The following is a 23,169-nucleotide window of genomic DNA, read 5'->3' as shown; positions in this document are numbered from 1 at the left end:
TACAATGTAACAAATCGCGTTACGATTATTTGTGCTTTAAGGGTGAGAAGTGTGTTCGGAGGGAGCACGTTCTTAGAGATGCAACCGCGCGAACGTTCCGAGTTTACGGATAGCAATTACGGCCCATACGAAGCCCGGCATTTGAAATATAATAACAAAAATAAATAAAAATAATGAATTAGGGAGGAAAGAAGATGCGACTTCACCGTAATGCCGCGGTCGGCATTTCTTTGTGGGCACTCGCGTGTGGCGCTCCGGCTGTCGCACAACAATCTAGCGGCGCTGGCGTGCCGCCGCAGGCAGCGACCAACACGACGCAAAGCACCGCACCCGAGCCGGCCGCCGAGCAGGGCTCTACCAACGATATCATCGTCACCGCACAAAAGCGGGCGCAAGCGCTGCAGGATGTTCCAGGTGCGATCAGCGCGTTCGACAGCAAGCAACTTGCAATCACCGGCTCGCGCTCGATCGGAGACCTTACCTCCCAAGCACCGTCGCTGGTCTTCGGGCAGACGAATGGCGGCACGTTCGTGACATTGAGGGGTGTCGGCGTTTCAGTTGACTCGGGTGTGGTCGAAGCAAATGTGGCGCTTCACGTCGATGGCGTGTTTGTTCCGCGCACCACGATGGCCACAATCGAATCCGCCGATCTCGAGCGCGTCGAGGTCCTCCGCGGACCTCAAGGGACTTTGTACGGCCGCAATGCGACTGGCGGGGCCATTAATCTCATCTCACGCGCGCCCACCAAAGTGCTGACCGGCGGGTTTGTCGCGGGTGTTGGGAACTACAATACGGTTTCTGCTAGCAGCTACCTCTCCGGCCCGCTGAGCGACGGGATCAGGGTCCGCCTGAGCGCAGGTTACGACTATCGTGGCGACGGCTATGTAAAGAACCTGTACACCGGGGACGACTTCGACAAGCTAAGTCGCTACACTATACGCGGTGCGCTTCAGGCCGATCTGGCGAGCAATCTGACGTTCGACCTCTCGGCGCAGTACCAAGACGAGAAGTTCCAGACTTATCAGCAGATCATCTATCCGCTGGGTGCGATTGCGCCGATCTTGTTCCCGGCGCTCGGCAGCGCCGTGGCACCCAGCAAACCGCGCACGGTAGGCAACGACTTTAACCCGAATTCCTATCGGTCGACGCTCTTGGTTCGCGGCTCGCTAATTTGGGATTTGTCTGAAAGTGTCCAGCTGAAATCTATTTCTGGCTATATCGATCACCGCTTCAAGAACGAGCTAGACGGAGACGGCACGAGTGAGCCGATCATAACTGTCGAAAACAGGCGTCAACCGTCAAAGGTGTTCTCGCAGGAACTCAACCTTACCGGAGAGGTCGGCACTGGGATCAACTGGCTCCTAGGTGCCTTCTATTTCCAAGAAAACTTCCTGACCGACATTCCAGTGCCCTTCCCATCGGGAATCCCGGGTGCGACGCCTGCGACCTCGCTCCCGGCGGGTTCCGTCGCGGTCAGCAAGCTGAGCGAGCGGGTACGCTCGCTGGCTGGCTTCGCCGACGCCACCGTGACGGTAGCTGAAGGGTTCCGCATCTACGGCGGCGCACGGTACTCGCACGATGTTAAGCATAGCGAACAGACCTCCGGCGTTGAGATCCCGGGCCTGGGCATCCTTAGTTCCTGCGTGAACAAGAAGCAGCGATTGGAGTTCAACTCTTTCAGTCCCCGCGTCGGAGCCCAGTTTGACGTGACGCGTGATGCAATGCTGTACGCACAGTATCAGAAAGGCTTCAAATCTGGTGGCGTAAATTCCTCATCTTGCGGCGATACCTACGAACCAGAGAAGATCGAATCGTTTGAGGGCGGCTTCAAGACACAACTCCTTGGTAAACGCGTAACTCTGAACGGCTCTGTATTCTACTACAAATATAATGGTTTGCAGCTCTATCGCTACTTCATCACATCGTCGGAGATCGATAACGCAAACGCCCGTACCTATGGTGCCGAGATCGAGACCGTGTTCAACCTAGCCGACTTCCTGCGCCTCGATTTATCGGGCACATGGCTCGACGCCAAGTACACCCGCTTCTCCAGCACCGATCAGAGCAATCTAGCAGCCGGCACCCGAAATCTCGCCGGTAATCGGCTTGATCGCGCGCCGCAGTATTCGTTCACGGTGGCGCCACAGCTGACGCTGCCAGTTGGCGGAGACACATTCGACAACTTCGTGCTTCGCGCCGACGTGCGTTTCAGTGGGAGCTATTACTTCCGTGTATTCAACGAACCGCGCGATCGGCAGGCGCCGTTCCAGATGGTGAATCTGACAGCCGGGCTCGTATCTGCCAGGGGTCTGACGCTGCGCGGCTATGTTAAAAACCTGACCGATGTTGACGTGGTCAGCCACAAATTCGATTCGCCGATCCTTGGCACTTATTTCGGCAACTACCTTCCACCGCGAACCTACGGCGTCGAGATTGGATATAACTTTTGAAAGACACTCCGCACTACTTCTCGAGAGCTGCCAATGAATATGGATCGTGACGGAGGAGCCCGCCGGTTTCTCCGTCCCGTAGGTCTGATAGCGCGGATCGATGCCCATCAGGTGTCGGTCGGATCCGCGGCTGCCTGTGCGTCGCCGTCATGGGATTGCAGAGTCGAAGAGGGCGCCCGTATTGAGGTTCGCTTGTCGCCGTATGGCGAAATGAAGCGCGCTAGCGCGGCGGCGGCAATTACGTGTCGCGTGACGCCCTGACGCCGGGCTAGCAGGACAGCCAGTCCGGGATGGCACCCGAAGGCGCTGTTATCAGGGTGATGCTACGGGCATTGAGAATACGGGCCAGCAGTTCGATGTTTCGCGCTACGGCCTCATCGCTCGGGCTCACCCTGCGGGGGGTTGTGTGGAACCGCGAGAGGCTGACGTTTGGTAGGTCGATTGAATTCTTTCGAAAGGGAAGCCGGTGCTAACGCTAGATCGCCCATCCGGGTCGGCAACGGCGAGGGCTGCGCGCAGGCTGCCCGATGCCGTGTAACCTTAGAATCAAGTCAGCTACCGGCAACCGTGCTCAACGGTACCTAGTTGTCTATTGCATCCAGTCTCTCTTCTCTGCGGCATGTGAAACGACAACATGGCGCCCATTATAGCAAATTTGCGTCATCAATCGGTGGCGGTCGGGATCACCTGCCCATCCGCCGTGCGGCAAACCTTTCCCGCATCCGACGGGGGATGTCGTCCACGATCGCCTGCTGCTCGTCCTCACTCATCCTTGCCCAGCCGACGATCTCCGCTCTGGTGCGAAGGCAGCCGGAACACGGTCCGCCGGCTACGTCCGGGCGGCATACTCTTACGCACGGCGATCTGATGCCCTTGGACATTATGTTCCGAAGCTCCCTCGGCTCGTGATCAGCAGCGAACGAAATAGAACAACCATGCGGAGTACGCAATAACCACATGATGAAGGCGAAAACAGCTTTTTGCGGAGAGCGGCTTTCTCAAGGTATATGCGACGGGCCGGTCGCAGGTAGCTCTCCTGTTACTTTCGTCCGAAGATCCGGCGCGCCTTCTGGTTGTCGCCTCCCTTCGCAGGCCGCCGTCACCCTTTTGATAAGAAAATGCTATCGCGACGGTTCGTACCAGAGAGCTAGGGAGAACAGGCGAGCGGAGGCGCGCGCACTTCGGTCGCAGCCTCTTCAGCTTCGCCGGTTATAAATCCAGCCATGGTAGCTACAGAAAAGTTGCGCATTATTGCTATGTTGACATTCCAGGGAAAACAATGCGAAACAGCATTAAGCACCGCGAAGGAATCGCGAGTCGCAGACATCTGTGGAGAGATGGCATGGCGGAATACGATCTTTTGGTTTCCGGCGGGACGATCATCGATGGCACCGGCGTGCCGCGCTTCATCGGCGATATCGCGATCAAGGGCGGAGTGATCGCCAAAATCGGCCGCAACATCTCGTCAGCACTGGCCGCCCGCACGATCGATGCGAAGGGCAAAATTGTTGCTCCTGGTGTAATTGATCCGCACACGCATTACGACGCGCAGGTGCATTGGGACCCTTATTGCACCAATTCCTCGTGGCACGGGAATACAACGGTCGTCGTCGGGAATTGCGGCTTTGGATTCATGCCTTGCCGTCCGGAAGATCGCGATCGCTACATGGCGATGATGGAAAGCACCGAACAAGTGCCCGTTCCGGCACTACGCGAGGCGCTGCCGTGGAATTGGGAGAGCTTCCCCGAGTGGATGCAGCACATGCGCGAAATACCGAAGGGTATCAATTTGGCCGCGTTTATGCCGCTCAACTCGCTAATGATCTACGTAATGGGGATCGAAGCCGCGAAGTCGCGAGGGGCCACGGATGCTGAGCGCGTGGAGATGGCGCGGCTCCTCAACGAAGCCATGGACGCTGGCGCCATCGGGTTCGGCTTCTCCTATCTGAATGACCAGAACAGCCACAAGGACGTCGACGGTTCGCCGATGCCGACCGACAACCTATGTATCGACGACGCAATCTTCCTCGCCCATGTGCTGCGCGAGCGTGGTGAAGGGGTGATCCAGTGCCTTTGCGAGCTGCCGCCGGGTCGCGTCGCGAATCGCGACGCCGTCGAGGCTCTGGCGCGGGCGTCCGGTCAACCGGTGCTGCTGAATATTATCACTCCGGTGGATGCGATCCCGGAGTATCACCGCAGCTTGCTCGACTGGCTTGATCGCATGGAGGCCCAAGGGCTGAACATCTACGGGCAGGCTTTTGTGAACCGCTCGTGGAACCAGCTCCGCGCCGTCGACTTCGACGTTTGGCAGTCGACCAGTCCATCCTTCCTCGAGTTCACGATCGCGCGGACGGCGGATAGGATGACTGCTTTGGCCGCTGATCGCGCTTTCCGTGCGCGCGCGGTAGGGGAATACGATCCGATGGAATGGGCCGGAGCCGGCGGCCCCCTAGAGACATTCAAGCTGGTCGACGCGCAGGGTGCGACGCGTTTCGCTAAGTACAACAACACGCTGCTGGGCGATGTCGCGGCAGCGGAAGGGGTGCATGTCGTCGACGTGTTCTTCCAAATCATTGCCGAGTCCGGCGCGCTGGCCGACTTCCGGACCACTATGGCGACCAGTGAAGACCCCGTGAAGTCGGCCGAGATCCTGCGTCACAGACGTGTGCTGTCGGGAACTTCCGATGGCGGCGCACACATCAAGTTTCATGCCGGCGGCCAGTTCGCCACCGACAATCTTATGTGGCTGGTTCGTGACACGGGAATCATCCCGCTGGAGGAGATGCATTATCACCTGAGCTATCTCCCGGCGCGCGTGTTCGGCTTTGCCAATCGTGGCGCTCTACTGGAGGGCATGGCGGCCGACCTCTACGTCTATGACATGGAAGCGCTCGGCTACGATCGCGACCAGTATGAAACAGTTCACGATTTGCCGCAGGGCGATTGGCGGCGAGTTTGCCGGGCAGAAGGCATCGAGTGGGTTGTCGTAAACGGGGAGCCGATCATGAAGGACGGGCAAGATACCGGCGTGACGCCAGGCCGGATGATTTCCGTCCGCGGCGTGCATGCCGATCTGCAACTGCTCGACGAGCTGCCGCTCGCGGCGGAGTGAAAGCTGCGCCGGCGGAACCTCTCCACCGTCGGCGTTCTCCGTCATCTCGCCGGCGTGGCCACGCGCCACGCCGGCACCTCTTGCCCAGCATGCGCTCCGCATGCCGCAGGTACGCCTAGACGAAGGCGAGCATCGCCGCTTGCACCATCCGCGCAACATACCGTGCGCTGTCGTTCTTCGCCCATCCCCACCGGTCCACGGTCGATCAATCACGGTTGTGCGCGGTCCCGCGCAAAGCTGGTGAGCACGGCTCGTAAAATCCGTTCCGCAGGCAAGGGTACGAAGACACGTCGGTGCACTGGAAAAGGGAACAAGGCATGTCGGTATCGTCCGGCGACTTTGCGTCTGCTATCAAGGGCATGATGTCACGCACCGCGGGCGTTGAGCTCAGCGCGACGCGGCTGCTGCGCTACATCCAGAAGCAACCTGACTTCGACGGCACGATCGTTGGGATCGAACTCGATCAGAGGCCGCGGACAGCGGGAGCCTCTAGCGGCACGCAGCTGTTCGACATCTTTGTAGAGGCGGGCGGCACCCGTACAACAAGGCGGCTGGTTTTCCGCTACGACACCGGCGCAACCTTCTTCAAACAGTATGATATGGCTGCGCAGTTTGAAGTCATGGCGGCGCTCAACAAGGCAGGCTATCCGGTGCCGGCCGTGCTGTGGCTCGATACCAAAGGAGAAATCTTCGGCGGTTCGGGAATGATCATGCAGCGCGTAGAAGCGTCCGCGCCGCACGTCCTCCCGTTCGAGGACGGCCCAATCATAGAGGCCAGTCCTGCGGAGCGTCGCGAGCTGTTGTTCAACATCATCGACGTGCTGGCGCGTCTACATGACATTCCGCCTTCGTCGCTCAATGTTCCGAGCCTGCACGTGCGGGGCGGCGGCGCCACCCCGTTGGAAGGTGAAATTCTGTGGGGCAAGCGCGAGATCGACATAGCGCTGGAGGAGGCAACGCTTCCACCGGAGCGGCTGCAACGGTATATCGTACTGCGCGAGCGGCTCGCCGAGGTGGCAGCGATCATCCTTGCGCGCGCGCCGACCGATCGCCCGTACGAAGTCATTCACGCTGATCCCGGCTTCGTGAACTACATGACCCGCGGTGCCGAGGTCGCAGCGGTGCTCGATTGGGAGGTATGCCAACTGGGCTACGGCGAAAGCGACGTCTCCTATCTGCTCAGCCAGATTGAGTTCTACCATCAAGGGCGCGCCGTGACCGACGGCGTGCCCACCCGTGAGGAGCTCATCAGGGCTTACGGCGATATGCGGGGCGAGTTGCGCGACTGGGAGTTTTGCGAGCTGTTCAGCGCCTGGCGGATGGCGAACTACTGCATGCTCATCACCTCGCGGCTGCCGCATGATCAGCAGGACCTGGAAGTAGCCTATATGACCTCCGGCCGCGAACGTCTCGAGCGAACCCTCGCGGCGTTCCAGCAGCGTCACGCTGCGGCACCGCCGTCGCGCGCACCCGCGCCTATCCATTGATTTCGCAGCGCAAGGAGCGATCCCGTGAACGCCCTTTTAGACATAGACGAACTTCCACACACGCCTCCGACGCCGCTTCCCGACCGGTGGCAGGAGAACTTCTTCATCGTGCTGTCTGATCGCGGCAAGCGCGCGGGCTTCCTGATCCACTGCAAACGCTGGCCGGCATCGGGCGGGCTGGTGGCACGGATCGCGGCTTTTTACGGCGACGTCATCGTATCACGTAAGGTAGCGGAACCAATCCCGAACGGGGTGTTCGCCGTTGGCGGCCTGACTCTCCATCCTGAGACCCCGTACCGGCAGCTGAGGCTGACGGGTTCGTTTGAGGGGATGCGCGGTTACGGTCCGCTTGGCTTCATCGCATGGGAGGACGGCGGCGACGTACCCGTCGAGATCGACTTCACTTTGACGAGCACGCTGCCCCCGGCGGATTTCGGCGACGCCTTCCGCCTGCTCGACGAAAGCACGGCGGGGGAGAACCATGAGGGCAGGCCCGTCTACGAGAACTCGCAGGTGCACTACGAACAAGGCGGCAGATGTACCGGCACGATGACCATAGACGGCGCATTGATCGAGGTGGACGGGCTTTTCGTCCGTGATCACACCTGGGGCACGCGGGACGAGTCCTCAATGTCCGCGACCGGCCACGGATTCTGGACTGCGTCGATCAGCGAGGATGGTAACGTCTTCTTCAACGCCACGGGGATGGTGATCAACGGCAAGACGCGGGGGGTCGGTGTTGTAGTCGACAAGGACGGTGTGCATTCGACCACCGACGTGGACGTTACGTTCCTTCCAGCCGACGGGCTCGGCAAGTTCCATCGCACCGCTATCCGCATCGGCGGCGAGGTGCCCATCGAGGTCGAAGGAACGTCGTTGATTCACCTGGTTAAGTATCTTCCAGGCTCCGGCGCGGGCCGGTACGACGACAACGCCTTGTCCGACTGGCAGGGATCGGGCCTTTCTGGCTTCGGTGTTCACGAGTTTGCCGGAACGCTGCCGCAGGAGCAGCGGCGTGTCCTCGATGGCTTCTGATCAATGGAACGGGCAGGCGCGGCATTTCGTCGCCTGCAGCCGCCGATCGCCGATCGCCTGCGGCATTCCGCAGCGCCCAGGACGGCGGAACGCATGATCGTATCGTGATGGAGGCTGCATTGAGCGCTACCGACTTACCCGAAGAATATGTGCCGTCAGTGATGGCACGGAGCCTCACCAGCCCGTCGACCTATGCGAACCCGGCGAACGTCCACGCCGATCTGGCATGGCTGCGTGCGAACCGGCCGGTCGCTCGGCTCGAAGCCCCCAACGTCGATCCGTTCTGGCTTGTGACGCGGCATCAGGACATCCTCGACATCGAGCGACAAGCGGATCTGTTCCGCAACGGGGATCGTTCTACAGTGATGCTGCCGATGGATATGCGCGTTGCCGTGGAGCACGCGATGGGCATGCCGCATCTCACGCGCAGCATGGTGAACATGGATGGGCGCGAGCACCGCACCTATCGGATGCTCACTCAATCTTGGTTCATGCCTGGCAACATCAAGAAGCTGACCGAGCGCATCCGCGCAATTGCGCGCACCCATGTCGACCGGATGCTGGCACGCGGTGGCGCATGCGACTTCGTTTCGGACGTGGCGCTCCACTACCCGCTCCACGTCATCATGGAAATCCTTGGCGTTCGGGAGGAAGACGAGGGACGAATGCTGATGTTGACCCAGCAGCTGTTCGGCGCTCGCGATCCGGAGCTTGGCCGCGAAGCCGACGCGATGCAGCGTCCGGAGACCGCGCTGAAAGTCTTCGAAGCGGTGTTGGAGGATTTCTACGCCTACTTTCGAGTGTTGACCGACGAGCGCCGCAAGACGCCGCGTGACGACGTTGCCTCAATCATTGCCAATGCCGTGATAGATGGCGCGCCGATCGCTGATCACGAGGCCAACAGTTATTACGTGCTCGTAGCGACAGCGGGGCACGACACCACCTCGGCGTCTACGGCGGGTGGCGCGCTGGCGTTGGCCCGCGACCCAGCGCTGTTCGCGCGCGTGAAAAACGATCCCACACTGATCCCCGCGCTTGTCGAGGAAGCGGTGCGTTGGGTCACGCCCGTCAACCACTTCATGCGCACCGCGGCTCGCGACGTCCAGTTCGCCGGACAGTCGATGCGCGAGGGTGATTGGATTATGCTGTCGTACCTGTCGGGGAACCGCGACGAGGCTGTCTTCGAAGATCCTGACGCGTTCCGGCTCGACCGCCCCCCAAGTAAACAACTCGCCTTCGGTTTCGGCCCGCACCTGTGCCTTGGCCAGCATCTGGCGAAGCTGGAGATGCGAATACTGTTCGAAGAGCTAATTCCCAGGCTTCACTCGATTAAGCTCGCCGGCGAGCCGGCATGGACGCAATCTGTCTTCATCAGCGGCCCCAAGCGGCTGCCCGTCAGCTTCCGGGCAACCTGAGCTGCGCTATCAACACTAAGAATGCACCATGATCAGTTTCTACGACGATTTCTCGATGACGATCGGCGGTAAAGCGGCGCGTTCCCCCCAGACGATCGAGATTGTCAATCCCGCTAGCGAGGAGGTGATCGCACGATTACTCTGCCTAGTGGGCGACAGAGGTCGTGAAGCAGGAGATACCCGTCAAGGTAAACAAGGACACGCTCCGTGGCGAAGGTAGCCGCGTGACCATTTCTTAGCGAAGGGCGCGCGGACCGCTGCGGGGCGGTGTCGCCCGCATACAGCCGGTTCGGCACGCAATAGGCGGGATCACGTATCATTGGCGTGAAACTCGGATCCCACGTCATCGAATGCGACGACGGACTAAGATCGGAAGGCGGAATGTCGCCGCTACTGCGCCGGAACGCGAAAAAGTGCTTCGACGTTCGCCCGTGATTTCGAACGCTTCGCGGGTCCCGGCGATTTGCCGGGTGCCGCTTGCGAGAAATCCCGATTACCAGCCCACGCCAAGCGGGGGCGAGCTCAAGCCCATGGTAGGAAGGTGGCTGCCGCGGCACCAGCGGTGGAAGCCACATTCGCTACGAAGCGAAAGGCGACGACCTCGAACGACATAGAGTGGCGAAGTGGCTCCGCGCCGTTGCGCGAACGGTCGTGTTCGTGCCAAGCACGGTGCGCTAGTGCCAATGAGCGTTATCGAGCCGATGTCATCTAGGCCCATACGAAGCCGACGTCGTACACGAAATTAAATCGCCGGTGATTCGATGATTGTCAGCGCAAAAGTAGTGCAACCCAGACTTTGCGATAGCTGTAGAACAGCAACGGTTAACCAATCATCGCACTATGTATGTTTATCGATTTTGGCGGTATAATGCCAGATATCAATCGTATCATATATCTAAACTCATGAATAAATTGGAATAGACATGGTTATAAGGCTAATTCTAAGACTATCCTGCAAGTCTGTCTGTTATCTTTCATATTCATCTATTTTTGTACCAAGACGTGCAATAATTGCTCAGCTTCGTTGAAGCGTAGAGTGTCGTAGCTATTTGTCGAAGATGACGCATATTGTAGTTTTTCGCAGCGATTCATACTGCATGTTTGGCAACGGTTCGGTCATGAGCGGCTCGACGGCAAGATTGCTGGGTGCCAATACGACTGTGCCGTATCGGGAGCAGAAATGAGCATCAGCGACGTCGATCTGAAGATTATCCGGTGCCTGCAACGTAACGCGCGTGCGACCAACAAGTCGATCGCATCGGCCACCGGCGTTACCGAGCAAACTGTCGCCGGCCGCATCCGGAGCATGTCTGACGGCCACGTAATGCGTGTGATGGCGCAGCGCGATCTTCAGGCCGCAGGGTACCGCCTGCTCGCGTTTGCCTCCATCTTCGTGCTTGGAGGGTCGCTCAAGCGAGTGGCGAGCCAGCTCACCGCAATTGAGGAGGCGTTCAGCGTCGTCCTGTGCCCGGGAAGCCCGGAATTGATCGTGACGTTTGTGGCGCCCGATGCGGCGACGCTCGACGGGATGATGCAGCGGGTGCACGCTATCTTCGGGGTCGTTTCCGTAGAGTTGACGACCGCTGAGGAGATCACGACCTTCCGTCTGGGCTCAGGCAATTTGCGCACCGACGTTGGTCCGCCGCTGCCGCTTGATCGGCAGGACTCGCTCGACGAGGCGATCATCGCGCTACTGGTGGAAAACGGCCGGCAGAGCAACCGGGAGATCGCGCGACGCATTAACATATCAGAGGGCAGCGTTCGCATCCGGCTCAAGCGGCTGGCCGAGCGACGGGCCATGCGGCTTGGGGTCGTTTGCGAGCCAGACCGCATCGGATATGCCGCCGGCGCATATGTCTATCTCGATGGTAGCGCCGATGTTCTGGCTATGATCGTAGACGAGATGGCCGAAGAGGAGATAGTCAGTTTCGCCGCGGTGACCGACGGCGCTCACGGAGCGTTGCTGTTCTGCGTCGCTGCTTCTGAGGCGCTCATTGCTGCCCTTTGCGTCGACCGCCTACGCGCCATCTCGGGCGTTGATCAATTGATCTATCGTCCGCTGCTACGATCGTTGAAACATCGGTACGACTACGTTTTCGTTGGCGACGACAAGCACCAGCGCAATTGGCATTATGTCCCTGAGGTTGCGACGAAGCGTAAACGCCTCAGCTAACCAAATGTCCGCAGGTGGCAAAGTGGACATCGGCGCTTTCTGAGTCCGTCACGATGGAAGCTGCCCGTCCGCTTAACGGAATTGTCGCGGCACCCATGATCATCCGGAATTGGTGGGAAGCGGACCGGCCGCTTTCGTTCGCGCCCTGCCGGGAGCGGACATTTGTTCAACCGTTGTGATCCTTCTGCCGTGGAAAGTAGTGCCACTTAGATCCCGGCAGCCGGCCGACCTGAGGTCATGCCGACAGGGAGCGCGACGCCGCAAGAACACCATTTAACGTGCCATCACGGTCGCCCCCTGATATGGGTTAGCGCATGGACGATGGAGCGGGTCAGCGCGGATTGAGTGAAAGCGGCCGTATTCTCATTGTCGAGGACGATTACTTCATCGCCCACGACCTGGCGAACGGCTTCGAGAAGGCTGGGATACGGATCATCGGCCCGGTTCCATCGCTGTCGCAAGCGCTCGCCATTTTAGAGCAGCACCGGATCGACGGGGCCGTGCTCGACATCAACCTCGATGGCGAGAAGGTCTACGAGGTGGCCGACGCACTCATGGCGCGCGGCGTGCCGGTAGTATTCGTGACTGGGTATGAGCGGCCGAGCATCCCGTCGCGCTACGACGGCGTACCCCTGTGCCTGAAACCTATAGAGGTCAGCCGCGTGATCGAGGCGCTAGGCCGTCCCGAGTAGGCCCTGGCAACGATTGGCTCGAGGTCGCCCTGGATCTCCCACCAGACGTCCAGGAAGTCTCGGCCCATAGCCTCAGGGTGCTTATCGGCGAGGATCTGGGCGTAGGGGTCGTTGTAGAGCAGAGTCCGCTCAGCCCCCCAGACGATGAACATCGGCTGATTGGAGGCGCGCATTAACTCCACAAGGGTGCGAACGGGTTGAGGCCAGGAGGCTTCTGGTCCGAGCGGTGTGCACGCCACCCCTGACGTCTGTTCACCGGGATGGTCGGGAGGTGTCTCCTCTCGCGAAAACAATGCTTTGCCGCGCATGCTGGGCGAGCGCTCCAACAAGCGCAGGTATCCGAGCCGAGGTCTTAATCTTCGCATCGGCATAGATCCGCGGCGCGATCCGTCCGCCCACGGGTGTGATGCAGAGCGGTAGAATTGGTTACTACGGCTACCGGGGGGTGCCTAAAAGCACCCTCGCAGCTGACGCGCCAACAGCGGATCTCGGTCGGTACATCGTTGTCGCGGAAATAACGCGGCTGTGGACCCTGCTGAATTGCAACTAGGCTAAACCAGGTGAGTTCACGATCCGTCCTTGCATGTGATACTTCGGCATGAACAATGCCGACGAAATCGCCGCTTCGAAGCGGCAATTGGCAGCGCCTCAAAGCGTCCTTCGCGAGACTGAGGCCCGGGAACGCCTTTTGACGTTGCGCGAAAGCGAGGAGAGGCAAGCCTTCCTCCTCCGTTTCAGCGATGCGCTTCGAGCGCTCACCGACCCAGCCGAAGTGAAGGCTACGGCGATGAAGCTACTCGCCGAACAGCTGGACGTGATGCGCGCCAGCTATTTCGAATTCGAAGAAGACCAGGACCACTTTCGCGTCACGGAGAGGTCGGAACGCGGTGCCCCCCCAATTCCCGATCGGATGCGGATGTCGGACTTCTCGCCGGCGATGCACAGGCTCTTCCAGTCCGGCGGGACACTGTCGATCGAGGACGCGACGGTGCCTGGGGAGTTCGTGCCGGACCCTGACGCCTATGCCGCGATCAGCGTGCAGGCGCTTGCGGGAGTCGGGCTATTACGCGGCGGACGGCTGGTTGCGTGCATCGGCGTCCACTCGCGAACGCCGCGCCAATGGAGCGCCGCCGAGCTGCGTTACCTCAGCGAGGTTGGCGAGCGGACCTGGAGCGCGGTGGAGCAAGTCCGCGCCGAAGCAGCGCTGCGCGCGAGCGAGGCAAAGTACCGCTCGCTCTTTGAAACGATGGGCCAGGGCTATTGCGAGCTTGAGCTTATACGCGATGAAGAAGGGCGTGCGTTTGATCAGCTCTACCTTGAATTCAACCCCGCCTTCGAGCGGCTGTTCGGTATCGCGGTATCGGAAGCGAAAGGACGCCGAGCGAGCGAGGTTTTCCCCGGCCTTGAGCTGCACTGGACGGAGGGGTTCGATCAGGTCGCTCGTACCGGCGTCCCCGAGAGGATCGAATATCCTGTCTCCAACCTCAACCGCTGGTTCGAGGTCTTCGCATATCCTGGCGGCGGCGATCGCGTGGTCGTGCTGTACGAGGAGATTACCGATCGGAAGCAGGCTGAGGAGGCGCTTCGTGCAAGCGAGGAGCGGCAGGCGTTCTTGTTGAGATTTTCCGACTCTTTGCGCGCAGAGCCGGATGTCGACGCAATTGCTCACCGCGCCATCACGCTGCTGTTGTCGCACATGAACCTCGACCGGTGTTACATTACATATTACCGACCTGAAGAGGACGTTGCGGAATTTCCTTATCAGACCGGCAACGCAACGGTGCCGGCACTACCTTCGACAGTTCGGCTGTCAGACTTTCCGGACGCTTATGAGCAGGTCCTCGACCGAACCTTTGTCGTTGAGGATGACTTCGCCAGGCGCGGACTAACCGCGGAGGAAAGGGCCAACAGCAAGGCGCTGGGGATGCGAGCAATGGTGGCGTCGACCATCCGGCGTGGCGAGAAGATGCCGCTTTGTTCAATGGCCGCAGTATCGTCACGTCCACGACACTGGAGCTCTGCCGAGATAGCCCTTGTTGAGGAAGTAGCAGAGCGCACCTGGGCCACGATCGAACGTGTTCGCGCCGAAACCGCTTTGCTGGAGAGCGAACATCGCTTCCAGCAGTTCGCGAAGGCGTCAACGGCTGGATTATGGGTGCGGGATGCTACTTCCCTCAACATGGAGTTTGTCAGCCCAGCCGTCGCAAACATCTACGGCACCAAGCTCGACAACCTGCTCGGCGACATGACGAAGTGGATGGCGATGATCGTGCCAGAGGATCACAAGTCCGCTTTAGAACACCTAGAGGCAGCTCGATCTGGCCAGACCGCCCAGCATGTATTTCGTATACGGCGCCCCTCCGACGGCGCTTTTCGATGGATCCGCAACACTGACTTTCCGCTGCGTGACAACGGGCACATAGCCCGCATCGGCGGCATCGTTGAGGACATCACCGAGACGCGCCGGTTGCAGGAGCGGCAGCAAGTCTTGCTGGCCGAGCTCCAGCACCGGGTGCGCAACATCCTGGCGGTGACCCGGTCGATCATCAGTCGGTCGAACGATGGTGAGCGGTCTACCGAAGACTATGTCGCGCATCTGCAAGGCCGGATCGCCGCTTTGGCGCGAACGCAGGCACTGCTGACGCGAACGGCCGGGACGAACGTAGATCTCGAATTGTTGATCCGGGACGAGATCGTGGCGCAAGCGGCGTCCGAGGATCAGGTCAGTCTTTTCGGCGAGCCCGTGGTAGTGTCACCGAAGATCGCCGAGGTGCTGACGCTCGCTATTCATGAACTGGCGACCAACGCGACCAAATACGGTGCCTTCTCACGTGCATCCGGCAGGCTCGATGTCAGCTGGCAGGTCGAGGCACGCGACGGTTCGCAATGGCTGGTCATCCTCTGGCAGGAACACGGCGTGCCGATCGTCGATGCCGTACCGCGCCGAGAGGGGTTCGGGACGGAGTTGATCAGGCGGCGCATCCCCTATGAGCTCAGGGGCTATGGCAGCGTCGAACTCAGGCCGGGCGGGTTGGAAGCCCGTATCGAGTTTCCGCTCGTCGACGGCGAAAGCATCCTTCAGACTGATGCGGGAGGACGGTAGCATGACAGAGCCGACGCTGCAGAACGCGAGGGTGCTGATCCTCGAGGACGATTATTATCTCGCGACCGATCTTCAGGCGGCGCTGGAAGCGGCCGGGGCACAGGTCGTAGGCCCGTTCGCTGATCCAGCGGACGCGGCTCGCGCACTAAAGTCGAATGCGCCAAATTGCGCGCTCGTCGACCTCAACCTTGGCCGGGGGATCGATTTCGAACTGCCGCAGGAGCTCGCGCGACAGTCGATCCCGTTCGCTTTCGTGACCGGGTACGACCGGGACGCGATTCCGGACGCGTTCGCAGGAACGGCGAGGGTCGAGAAGCCTGTCGCCCCGCAAAAAGTCGTGGAGATCGCACGGCTGTTATTGGCTGTTTAGCGCATTTGCCGCCGGATGTCGTAGCGCAAGGCCAGCAATCGCACGCGAGAGATGAAGATAGTGAGGATCGAACTCTCCTACGCGTACCAGACCCTGCCAATCGAGGACGGTGGTTTCTCGGCCCGAGCTTTCGAGCAGCCCTTCGCCGCGTAGCGACTGCATCATCCGGTTCACATGAACCGACGTCAGGCCGAGCGCATCGGCGATCTGATCTTGTGTTATGGGCATCGGAAAGCGGCCCTCGATGAAGTTGCCGATCTGGTTCGATCGCACCGCGAGCTCACAGATCAGATGAGCAAGGCGTGCCCGCGCATCGCGTCGGCCAACGTTGACGAGCCAATGCGCGACGATGTTGCCGTCGATGACGCACTCCCGCCAGAGAGCGGCACCCACGCCGGGAAAGCGCGCGACCAGATCGCGAAGGGCGGCATGCGGGATCTGAAGGATGGTTGTGGACGTAAGCGCCACCAGAGGCGCAGGAGCAGCCGGAAGCATCAGCGAATGGAGATCCACCATGTCGCCTGCCACATGCATCGAGACGATCTGGCGAGCCCCGTTCAATACCTGAGCGAACCTTGCCACGATGCCATTGGCCACGATACAGGCATGATCTGCCGTATCTCCAAGCCGCACGATCTCGCGATGCGGCTGCACCTGTCGCGGCGTCACCGGCAAGCCGAGGATGCCATCGCACTCCTCGTCGTTCAGCTTGGATCGGCCCTCGACCTTCGCCAGGAAAAGCTTCAGCGGGTCGGGTCCCTTGAGAAAGCTCATCGTCGGTCTCCGCAAACCGCTTACACAGAGATCAAACGTCCAGAGGCAGTCTATAACACAAGTTCACTTCGGCCCTTCAGCTCACCGGTACGCGGCCAAGTTCACCGATGAACCATCGGCAGCTTTCTGCCAGCGCCGCTCGAAAGCCGACAGTCCGCTTTCCTCCCAAATTCAGCCTTTCCACCCCACGTTCTCAGCTCCATAATTCCTCATCCGTTCAGGTGAACGAATGTCTGCTTTCGGGACGTGCGTCGTTGCCGCTGAATGACCGCGTCTGGGTCCTGACGGATGCGCGCGCCTAGTGAAGGTTCACTCCGTGGGGCTGCTGCGTTCGGTCCCCGGCGGCGATGGCAATCAGCCGGGTAGATTGGCTAACGTTCCTCCACTGGCAACACCAGTGCGATGAGCAATTCGGCAGCCTTTTGCGGCCGCGGGGTCATCCCGGCTTCGATCCAGGCCAACAGAAAGCCGCTGACCGCGCCTGACAACATCGCAATGGTAAGCGCCGGGTGGCGTCGCCGCGCGTCCGTCGTCGGATATGGCAAAATCGCCGTGAGTTCGATCATCTGCTGGCGAAACAACGTACTGGCATTGGCACCAGCCGAACCATCGAGCAGTGTCCGGTAGAGGTCCGGACGCGCCACGATGCGGTCGAAGGCATGAGCGGTGATCTCCTGCACGGCGGCACGAGCATCCCGGCGTTCCGCGGCAAGCCGTCGCGCCAGTGCTCGTTGCTGCGCAAGATCGTCTCCGAGCCGATCGATCAATAGGGCATTCACGTCGGCGAAATGGCGGTAGAATGTCGGTCGGCCGACGCGCGCCTCCTGCGCCAACAGGCTTACCCCAATGTCGGAATAAGGCATGCGTTTCATCAGGCGTTCGAGGGCAGCGTGCAGGGCGGCGCGGGTGCGACGCTGCCGTTGATCGAGGTTCGCTTCCGCTACGCCTGCCATCGCATGGGTATTCACCCGCGACCGTGACATTGCAACAACACTGCAAAACCCTGCTGCACGCACCTTAACGAGACACTTGTTCTATAAGATGGCCGGTGATAGCGGCGGCGCAACGAAAGTAGGCCGCTCGAGCGAGCCCGTTTCATTGCTTAGGAGTGTGATTATGGCGTCGAAGACCTGGGTCGTCCTTGCATCCACCGCATCGATGTTGAGTGCGACCGCCGCCCTCGCGCAGGATGCGGCGCCTACCGCACCCGCCACGCCAGCCCCGTCCGGGCAGTCGCCTGATACGGCGCTCGGCGACATCATTGTCACGGCGCAACGCCGCAGCGAGAACCTCCAGAACGTCCCGATCTCCATCACGGCTGCGAACGCGGATGCGCTGGCGACCGCGCGCGTCGAGAACATTTCGAACATTCAGGCGATCAGCCCGAGCATCAGCTTTCGCGTGACCAACATCGCGTCGTCCTCTGCCAACGTCATCATCCGGGGGCTGGGCACGACGGGCAACAGCCGGAGTTTCGAAGGCTCTGTTGGCGTCTTCATCGACGGCGTTTATCGCAGTCGCGCTGCCTCGGCGTTGCAGAACTTCCTCGACATCGACAATCTGCAGGTGCTGCGCGGCCCACAGGGTACGTTGTTCGGCAAGAACACGACCGCGGGCGCGCTGCTGCTGACCTCAACGATGCCCAATCCTACCGAGGTCTCCGGCCTGGTCGATCTCAGCTACTCCAATTATGAAACCGTGCTTGCGCGTGCCGCAGTCGGCGTGCCGGTGACTGAATCTCTGACCTTCCGTATCGCCGGGTTGGCATCGAAGCGCGATGGTTTCTTCACTGATGCCACGAGTGGTCGCCCGCTCAACAACGATTCGAGCGAGGCGTTGAAAGCACAGCTGCGCTTCGAGCCGAGCAGTGCGCTTTCGATCCGACTGATCGGCGACTATTCCAACAGCGAGGGCAATTGCTGCTACGCCACCGCCGACTTCATCAACGGCCCGACGCAGCCGCTGGTGGACGCGCTGACGATCGGCAACGGCAAGGTCGTGCCGTCGCGCCGGCTGAAGGATTTCAGCGCATCGCTGAGCAACTCCAACCAGCAGCGCATTCAGGATTACGGCGGCACCGCGCTGATAACGATCGGGGTGGGCGAGGGCGACATTCGCTCGGTCTCCGCGATCCGCAAGTTCACCGTGCGGCAGCGTGATGCCGACGCCGATTTCTCTGGCGCGAGCATCCTGAGCCTCGACGAGGATTTCTCGAGCCGCTTCATCTCGCAGGAACTGACGTACAATGGCAAGATCGAGGCGCTGAACGCCGATCTGGTGCTCGGCGGCTTCTTCTCCGACGAAAAGCTGGAAATGGGTCGCGACCTTGCCTGGGGAACGCAGGCGCAGCCTTATTGGAACACGCTACTCGCCGCGCGCGGCGTTCCGGCGGGGACTGCTGCGGCAGTTCCGGGGCGCGTCGCGACCGAAATCATGGGTGGTCGTGCGAAATCCTATGCGGCTTTCGGTCACCTGGATTTCGCGATCGGCAGCAAGTTCAACGTCATTGCCGGCCTGCGCTACTCGATCGAGAAGAAGCAGGGCGACTTCCGCTACAGCTTCTACGATCCGCGCCCCAATGCGATCTTCAAGCTGCTCGGCGTATCGCCCGGGCCGGCCTATGACGCCGACACCACGAACAAGGCGCTGAGCGGCACGTTCGGTCTGCAATATCGGCCGATCGACGACGTGATGCTGTATGCGACGTACAACCGCGGCTTCAAGGCGGGCGGCGTCAACATCGACTCCAATGCCGGGGGTACGATCGTCAACAATGCGGCGGTCTTCAACGCGCTGCCCGCGGCGATCCGTGGCGGATTCTTCCCGGGAGTCACGGCGCAGGCGCCGCTCGATCCCACCTACGAGCCCGAAACGGTCAACGCGTACGAGCTTGGTGCGAAGGTCGAGTATCTCGACGGCCGCGCCCGCACGAACGTCTCGTTGTTCTACTACGATATCTCGAACGTGCAGATCGCGCAGTTCGTCGGGCTTCAGTTCACCGTGCTCAACGCCAATGCGGCGAAGGACTATGGCCTCGAGTTCGAGAATCTGTTCCAGCTGACCCCCGCGATCACGCTCGGTCTCGACGGCACCTGGCTGCCGCACGCGAGCTACGAGGATGACGGACGGATCGATCCGGTGCTGTCGGGCTCGCGGTTCCGTTTCGCGCCGAAATTCCAGGGAAATGCGACGATCAACCTCGACCAGCCGATCACGGATGAGATGAACCTGACGGCGCGCGTGCAATACCAGTACAGCGGACGACAGCTTATAAACACCGCTTCGCTCACCGAGCGCGGCGCGGTAAACATGATCAACGCCAACCTTGGCGTTAAGCTGAAGTCGGGGCTGAGCGTCGAGGGTTGGGCGCAAAACCTGACCAACGAAATCTATCCGTCGCAGTCATTCAACACGCCGCTGCAGACCGGCGACCAGAACGCCTATCTTGCGCCGCCTCGGACCTACGGCATTCGGCTACGCGCTCAGTTCTAACCCGACGGCTGAAAACCCATACAGCGCATCATGATCGATGAGGGCGTCGACTTAGCGCTGTATGGGTTGATCACTGACACCGACATGAACGAACGGCAGTTGTTCGAGTGCACATAAGCGCCGCGAGGTAGCTGACTTATGGGTTGCCGCGGCCAAGTCTGTCAGGCAGGTCGCGCTGCAGACTCTCCTCGTTCAGCTCGCTCCCAGCCGCCTTCATGCGAACTTTCAGCGAGAGACCGGTTGGGCGCGGGCCGCGACCAAGAAGGCTAGGTCCCAAACGATCGCACCACCCGCAACGCGATGCTCTTCCTCCATCCGCTGCGCCAGCGTGTCGGGGTCGATCTGCTCCACGGTCGCGTTGCCCCGCTCGACTATTCGCGGCAGCGTCGCCTGTGTGAGGGTCGGCAGGAAGGAGGGCTGGTTGGGATGGAGCAGGATGGCTTCGCCGCGCGCCTCCTCGACCGAAAGCCCCAACTACTGCATCAGTTCGGCGAGACGGAGCGCCAACCCCACATCCCCTCCTTCCGCTGCAACCGTGCTCCAGTTCCAGTCATAAAGCTGGCGGTGCAACGCGAGGTCCCCGGGTCCTACGGGAAGGGCGGTGCGAGCATGTTCCTGAAATGCCAAGACGGCACTAGGATTAGCCATCGTCGCTAGCAGCCCTAGTGTCTTGGCGTCATCGGGTAGGTACATCAGAACGCGACGGCCGATGATCGCGTCAAACCGGCCCAGATCAGGCAAGTCACCTGAAAGATCGACCGCCCGGTACTGGATGTGCGCCACACCCAAGTTTGCGTCGACCGCTTGCGCTATCGCCAGCGCCTGTTCGCTCCGATCAATCACCACGACTTCGCCGCCTGGCCCGGCAAGCCCAGCCACAAACCGACTGAGGTCACCGTTGCCGCAACCGACATCGAGCACCCGCGCGCCGGGAGTGATGCCGATGTCGCCGAAGAAGCGGGGCGCTTGGAGCATTGGCCGGGTTTGGCAGGTAGGGCAGACGAGAGTGAGACATTGTCTCATGATATAGATGGTCGCGTGCGTGCCAAGTGCACCCGTCCGTCAGAGCGACGGGGACATGGTCCTTGTTGACGGCGATCCGATACGCGACATCGCTGCGGCCCATAAAATTCTACTTATTTGGAAGAACGGCCACGTTGTCGATCGCACGGTGCGCGAATGAGTTTTCGTGATGGCCTCTCGCAGGATCTTCGTCGTGCCGCCCAAATGGATCGTGCAAATAGGACGACGGAGGTCGTTATCAGAAAACAGATGAGCGTATTGACCAAGAAGGATATGGAATAGAGCACATCCTCGAGCATCGAAAGTTTGCCGGTGACGGAGACGCCTGGCTGATCAATGATGAAGACGAGGGGCCAGCCCCCGCCAAAGGTAAGCTCGTTGGCGTATACCTGTTCCCGATGGATCACGGCCGTCATGCAGCTTGCAGCCAGGCTGAAGACAGCGCTGGGTACAATAGTCGAGCTTGGCAAGCGGGGCGCGATGGCCACGAGCGCCTAATCGGCCGCTGGGCGAACGGTGCGCTGCACCTTGCCTGACGGATCGAGGAAGTCGATCGACGCTGCCCCATCCTCTCCAACCCGTAGCACCAAGCGCTTCCGGCCTTGTCCATCGCGCAGCACAACCTGTGACGACTTGTCAGTCGCGCGGCCTGCGAAAAGGCGCTGAGTTCCGCCGACGTTTGCAGCCCTATAGGCAGCTTCCTGCTGGTTCTCTGGCAGGGTGCGCACCCGGTCTACGGCGAGAAAGTCGAGGCGTTCCTCGGGCTGATCGTTTACCTTGATGCCGGCGGACCGGTTCTGGCCCTCCTCAAAACCGAAAAGCTGAACCACTTGGTCTTGGTTGTAACGATCGAAGGTGAGGCTACCGCCACTTGACGCCTTACCGCCTTGGTCCTTACCCGCAAAGATCAGGCCGCCATTCTCGGTGCCCTCTTCGTTGAAGAACAGCAGGCCGGCCATGCGGCGGTCAGGACGAGGATACTCCTTGCCGCCGCCGATGAATCCTGGTGCTCGCGCCGAGCTCGCGATCGTCATGCGCAACGTGCCATCGGGCTCGCGGACATTGATGCGACCAACGTCTATCGTGTCGAAGCGGGCGTTTTTCTCCGATGGCGCTGCGGCGGTGAGACCCAGCCAAATCACCGCTCCGGTGAGCGCGCCCGAGTACGCGATCAGCGCTCGCCCGGCATCTAGCTTTACCATGATCATCCCTCCACCGCGAACACGCGTCGGTCATGCAACTGGCGCGCCTGGAGGGCAGTGTCCATCGCGGCCGTACCGGAAGTCAGTCGTAGCTCCGGCGGAGTTGGGCCGAGGTGATCATTCGTGTCCGAACAGATGGCTGTAGTAATCGGCAGCTATCAGAGATTAAGGACGGAAAGCCGGCGAACGGCACAGTCCGTGATCTCCGACGTTCCGCGTAGGTAGCATGCTCCCGAGTGAAGAGGATCTGGGAAGACGAACGGGTGTCCGCTTTCGAGAGGCCGGAAAGCGCCGCCGAGTGTCCGCAAGTGGGTCTGGTCAGCCAAACTGAATTAGGAGGCACTCGACGAGCTATCTGTCAGTGGCGCGTGCCTGCTTTGCAGGCGTCGCGGCACGGTGTCCGTAACTCAGGACGCTGGTGATTCGCCAGGTGCCGTCCTGCTTCGCCCAGACCATCACGAATTTGGCGATCCCCTCGCATCGTCCGGTCGCCAGTTCGCAAAAGCGATGTTCGCCTTCCTCGATCGCGCCATAATCCTTGATCGAATAGACGCGGAACGTCGCGGGGATCAGCTCGCGCTTCACCTTCCCGCAAATGTACTTGCGAACGCCGTCGACCATCGCGTCACGCTCGAACGTCGCACCGCCGGTGTCGTGGTAGAAGGCGAGCTTCGGATCAAAATAGCCGGAGAAGGTCGGCAGGTCGCAGCGGTTGTAGGCGTCGAACACCTTCGCATCTAGCGCGCCGATCTCCGTCGTCAACGGATCGGCCGGGGGTGGCACGGGCGCCGCGAGCAAGGCTGCGGCAACGGCAATGGCGGTCATCATGCTCATGGTCCTG

At 60.6% G+C, this 23,169-nt stretch carries 18 protein-coding genes; 11 read left to right on the top strand and 7 right to left on the bottom strand.

What is annotated here, in order from left to right:
- Positions 1–194 precede the first annotated feature (194 nt).
- A complete protein-coding gene (locus F1C10_RS11620; RefSeq protein ID WP_185206369.1) occupies positions 195–2,450 on the top strand; it encodes a TonB-dependent receptor in 2,256 nt (751 codons plus the stop codon).
- A 683-nt stretch (positions 2,451–3,133) separates the two neighbouring features.
- Here the strand turns inward: F1C10_RS11620 and F1C10_RS11615 are convergent.
- A complete protein-coding gene (locus F1C10_RS11615) occupies positions 3,134–3,331 on the bottom strand; it encodes a DUF1289 domain-containing protein (protein WP_185206367.1) in 198 nt (65 codons plus the stop codon).
- Between the two features lie 461 nt (positions 3,332–3,792).
- On the opposite strand from F1C10_RS11615, the gene F1C10_RS11610 reads away from it, so the two are divergent.
- The 9 genes from F1C10_RS11610 to F1C10_RS16580 all read left to right on the top strand — a co-directional run bounded on the left by F1C10_RS11610 (position 3,793) and on the right by F1C10_RS16580 (position 15,837).
- Positions 3,793–5,562, top strand: coding sequence for an amidohydrolase family protein (locus F1C10_RS11610; RefSeq protein ID WP_185206365.1), 1,770 nt, complete (start codon positions 3,793–3,795; stop codon positions 5,560–5,562).
- Positions 5,563–5,879: 317 nt separating this feature from the next.
- Positions 5,880–7,049: a phosphotransferase family protein gene (locus F1C10_RS11605; protein ID WP_185206363.1), complete on the top strand. Its 1,170-nt coding sequence runs from the start codon at positions 5,880–5,882 to the stop codon at positions 7,047–7,049.
- A gap of 24 nt (positions 7,050–7,073) precedes the next feature.
- Entirely contained in the window at positions 7,074–8,084 is a 1,011-nt protein-coding gene (locus F1C10_RS11600; RefSeq protein WP_185206361.1) for a hypothetical protein, read from the top strand.
- Positions 8,085–8,203: 119 nt separating this feature from the next.
- Positions 8,204–9,499 carry a cytochrome P450 gene (locus tag F1C10_RS11595; RefSeq protein WP_258042880.1) on the top strand — a complete coding sequence of 432 codons (1,296 nt, stop codon included), beginning with the start codon at positions 8,204–8,206 and terminating at the stop codon, positions 9,497–9,499.
- Positions 9,500–9,527: 28 nt separating this feature from the next.
- A complete protein-coding gene (locus F1C10_RS11590; RefSeq protein ID WP_185206358.1) occupies positions 9,528–9,719 on the top strand; it encodes a hypothetical protein in 192 nt (63 codons plus the stop codon).
- 960 nt (positions 9,720–10,679) lie between these two features.
- Positions 10,680–11,672: an Lrp/AsnC family transcriptional regulator gene (locus F1C10_RS11585; RefSeq protein ID WP_185206356.1), complete on the top strand. Its 993-nt coding sequence runs from the start codon at positions 10,680–10,682 to the stop codon at positions 11,670–11,672.
- 314 nt (positions 11,673–11,986) lie between these two features.
- Positions 11,987–12,364, top strand: a complete 378-nt coding sequence (locus F1C10_RS11580; RefSeq protein ID WP_185206355.1) for a response regulator — start codon at positions 11,987–11,989, stop codon at positions 12,362–12,364.
- 598 nt (positions 12,365–12,962) lie between these two features.
- Entirely contained in the window at positions 12,963–15,467 is a 2,505-nt protein-coding gene (locus F1C10_RS16585) for a PAS domain S-box protein (protein WP_219729747.1), read from the top strand.
- 1 nt (position 15,468) lies between these two features.
- A complete protein-coding gene (locus tag F1C10_RS16580) occupies positions 15,469–15,837 on the top strand; it encodes a response regulator (RefSeq protein WP_219729746.1) in 369 nt (122 codons plus the stop codon).
- On the opposite strand, the gene F1C10_RS11560 is transcribed toward F1C10_RS16580, so the two are convergent.
- Together F1C10_RS11560 and F1C10_RS11555 are read right to left on the bottom strand one after the other, a co-directional pair.
- Complete coding sequence (locus tag F1C10_RS11560; RefSeq protein ID WP_185206353.1) at positions 15,823–16,611, bottom strand: Crp/Fnr family transcriptional regulator; 789 nt, start codon at positions 16,609–16,611, stop codon at positions 15,823–15,825. The genes F1C10_RS16580 and F1C10_RS11560 overlap by 15 nt on opposite strands.
- 371 nt (positions 16,612–16,982) lie before the next feature.
- The gene (locus F1C10_RS11555; RefSeq protein ID WP_185206351.1) at positions 16,983–17,564 is read right to left on the bottom strand and encodes a TetR/AcrR family transcriptional regulator; all 582 of its coding nucleotides are present in this window, start codon (positions 17,562–17,564) and stop codon (positions 16,983–16,985) included.
- A gap of 163 nt (positions 17,565–17,727) precedes the next feature.
- Between F1C10_RS11555 and F1C10_RS11550 the strand changes: the two genes are divergently transcribed.
- A complete protein-coding gene (locus F1C10_RS11550; RefSeq protein WP_185206349.1) occupies positions 17,728–20,103 on the top strand; it encodes a TonB-dependent receptor in 2,376 nt (791 codons plus the stop codon).
- A 225-nt stretch (positions 20,104–20,328) separates the two neighbouring features.
- Here F1C10_RS11550 and F1C10_RS11545 read toward each other — a convergent pair whose 3' ends face one another.
- The 4 genes from F1C10_RS11545 to F1C10_RS11530 all read right to left on the bottom strand — a co-directional run bounded on the left by F1C10_RS11545 (position 20,329) and on the right by F1C10_RS11530 (position 23,162).
- Positions 20,329–20,577 (bottom strand): hypothetical protein, encoded by a 249-nt coding sequence (locus F1C10_RS11545; RefSeq protein WP_185206347.1) that lies wholly within the window; start codon positions 20,575–20,577, stop codon positions 20,329–20,331.
- The gene (locus tag F1C10_RS11540) at positions 20,578–21,078 is read right to left on the bottom strand and encodes a methyltransferase domain-containing protein (protein WP_185206345.1); all 501 of its coding nucleotides are present in this window, start codon (positions 21,076–21,078) and stop codon (positions 20,578–20,580) included.
- 542 nt (positions 21,079–21,620) lie between these two features.
- A complete protein-coding gene (locus F1C10_RS11535) occupies positions 21,621–22,328 on the bottom strand; it encodes a hypothetical protein (RefSeq protein ID WP_185206343.1) in 708 nt (235 codons plus the stop codon).
- Positions 22,329–22,679: 351 nt separating this feature from the next.
- A complete protein-coding gene (locus F1C10_RS11530; protein ID WP_258042878.1) occupies positions 22,680–23,162 on the bottom strand; it encodes a nuclear transport factor 2 family protein in 483 nt (160 codons plus the stop codon).
- Positions 23,163–23,169: the final 7 nt, after the last annotated feature.

Source organism: Sphingomonas sp. NBWT7, from assembly GCF_014217605.1.
Lineage (GTDB): Bacteria > Pseudomonadota > Alphaproteobacteria > Sphingomonadales > Sphingomonadaceae > Sphingomonas.
The sequence above is the reverse complement of the archived record's forward strand: the minus strand, read 5'-3'. Positions and strand labels throughout refer to the sequence as shown.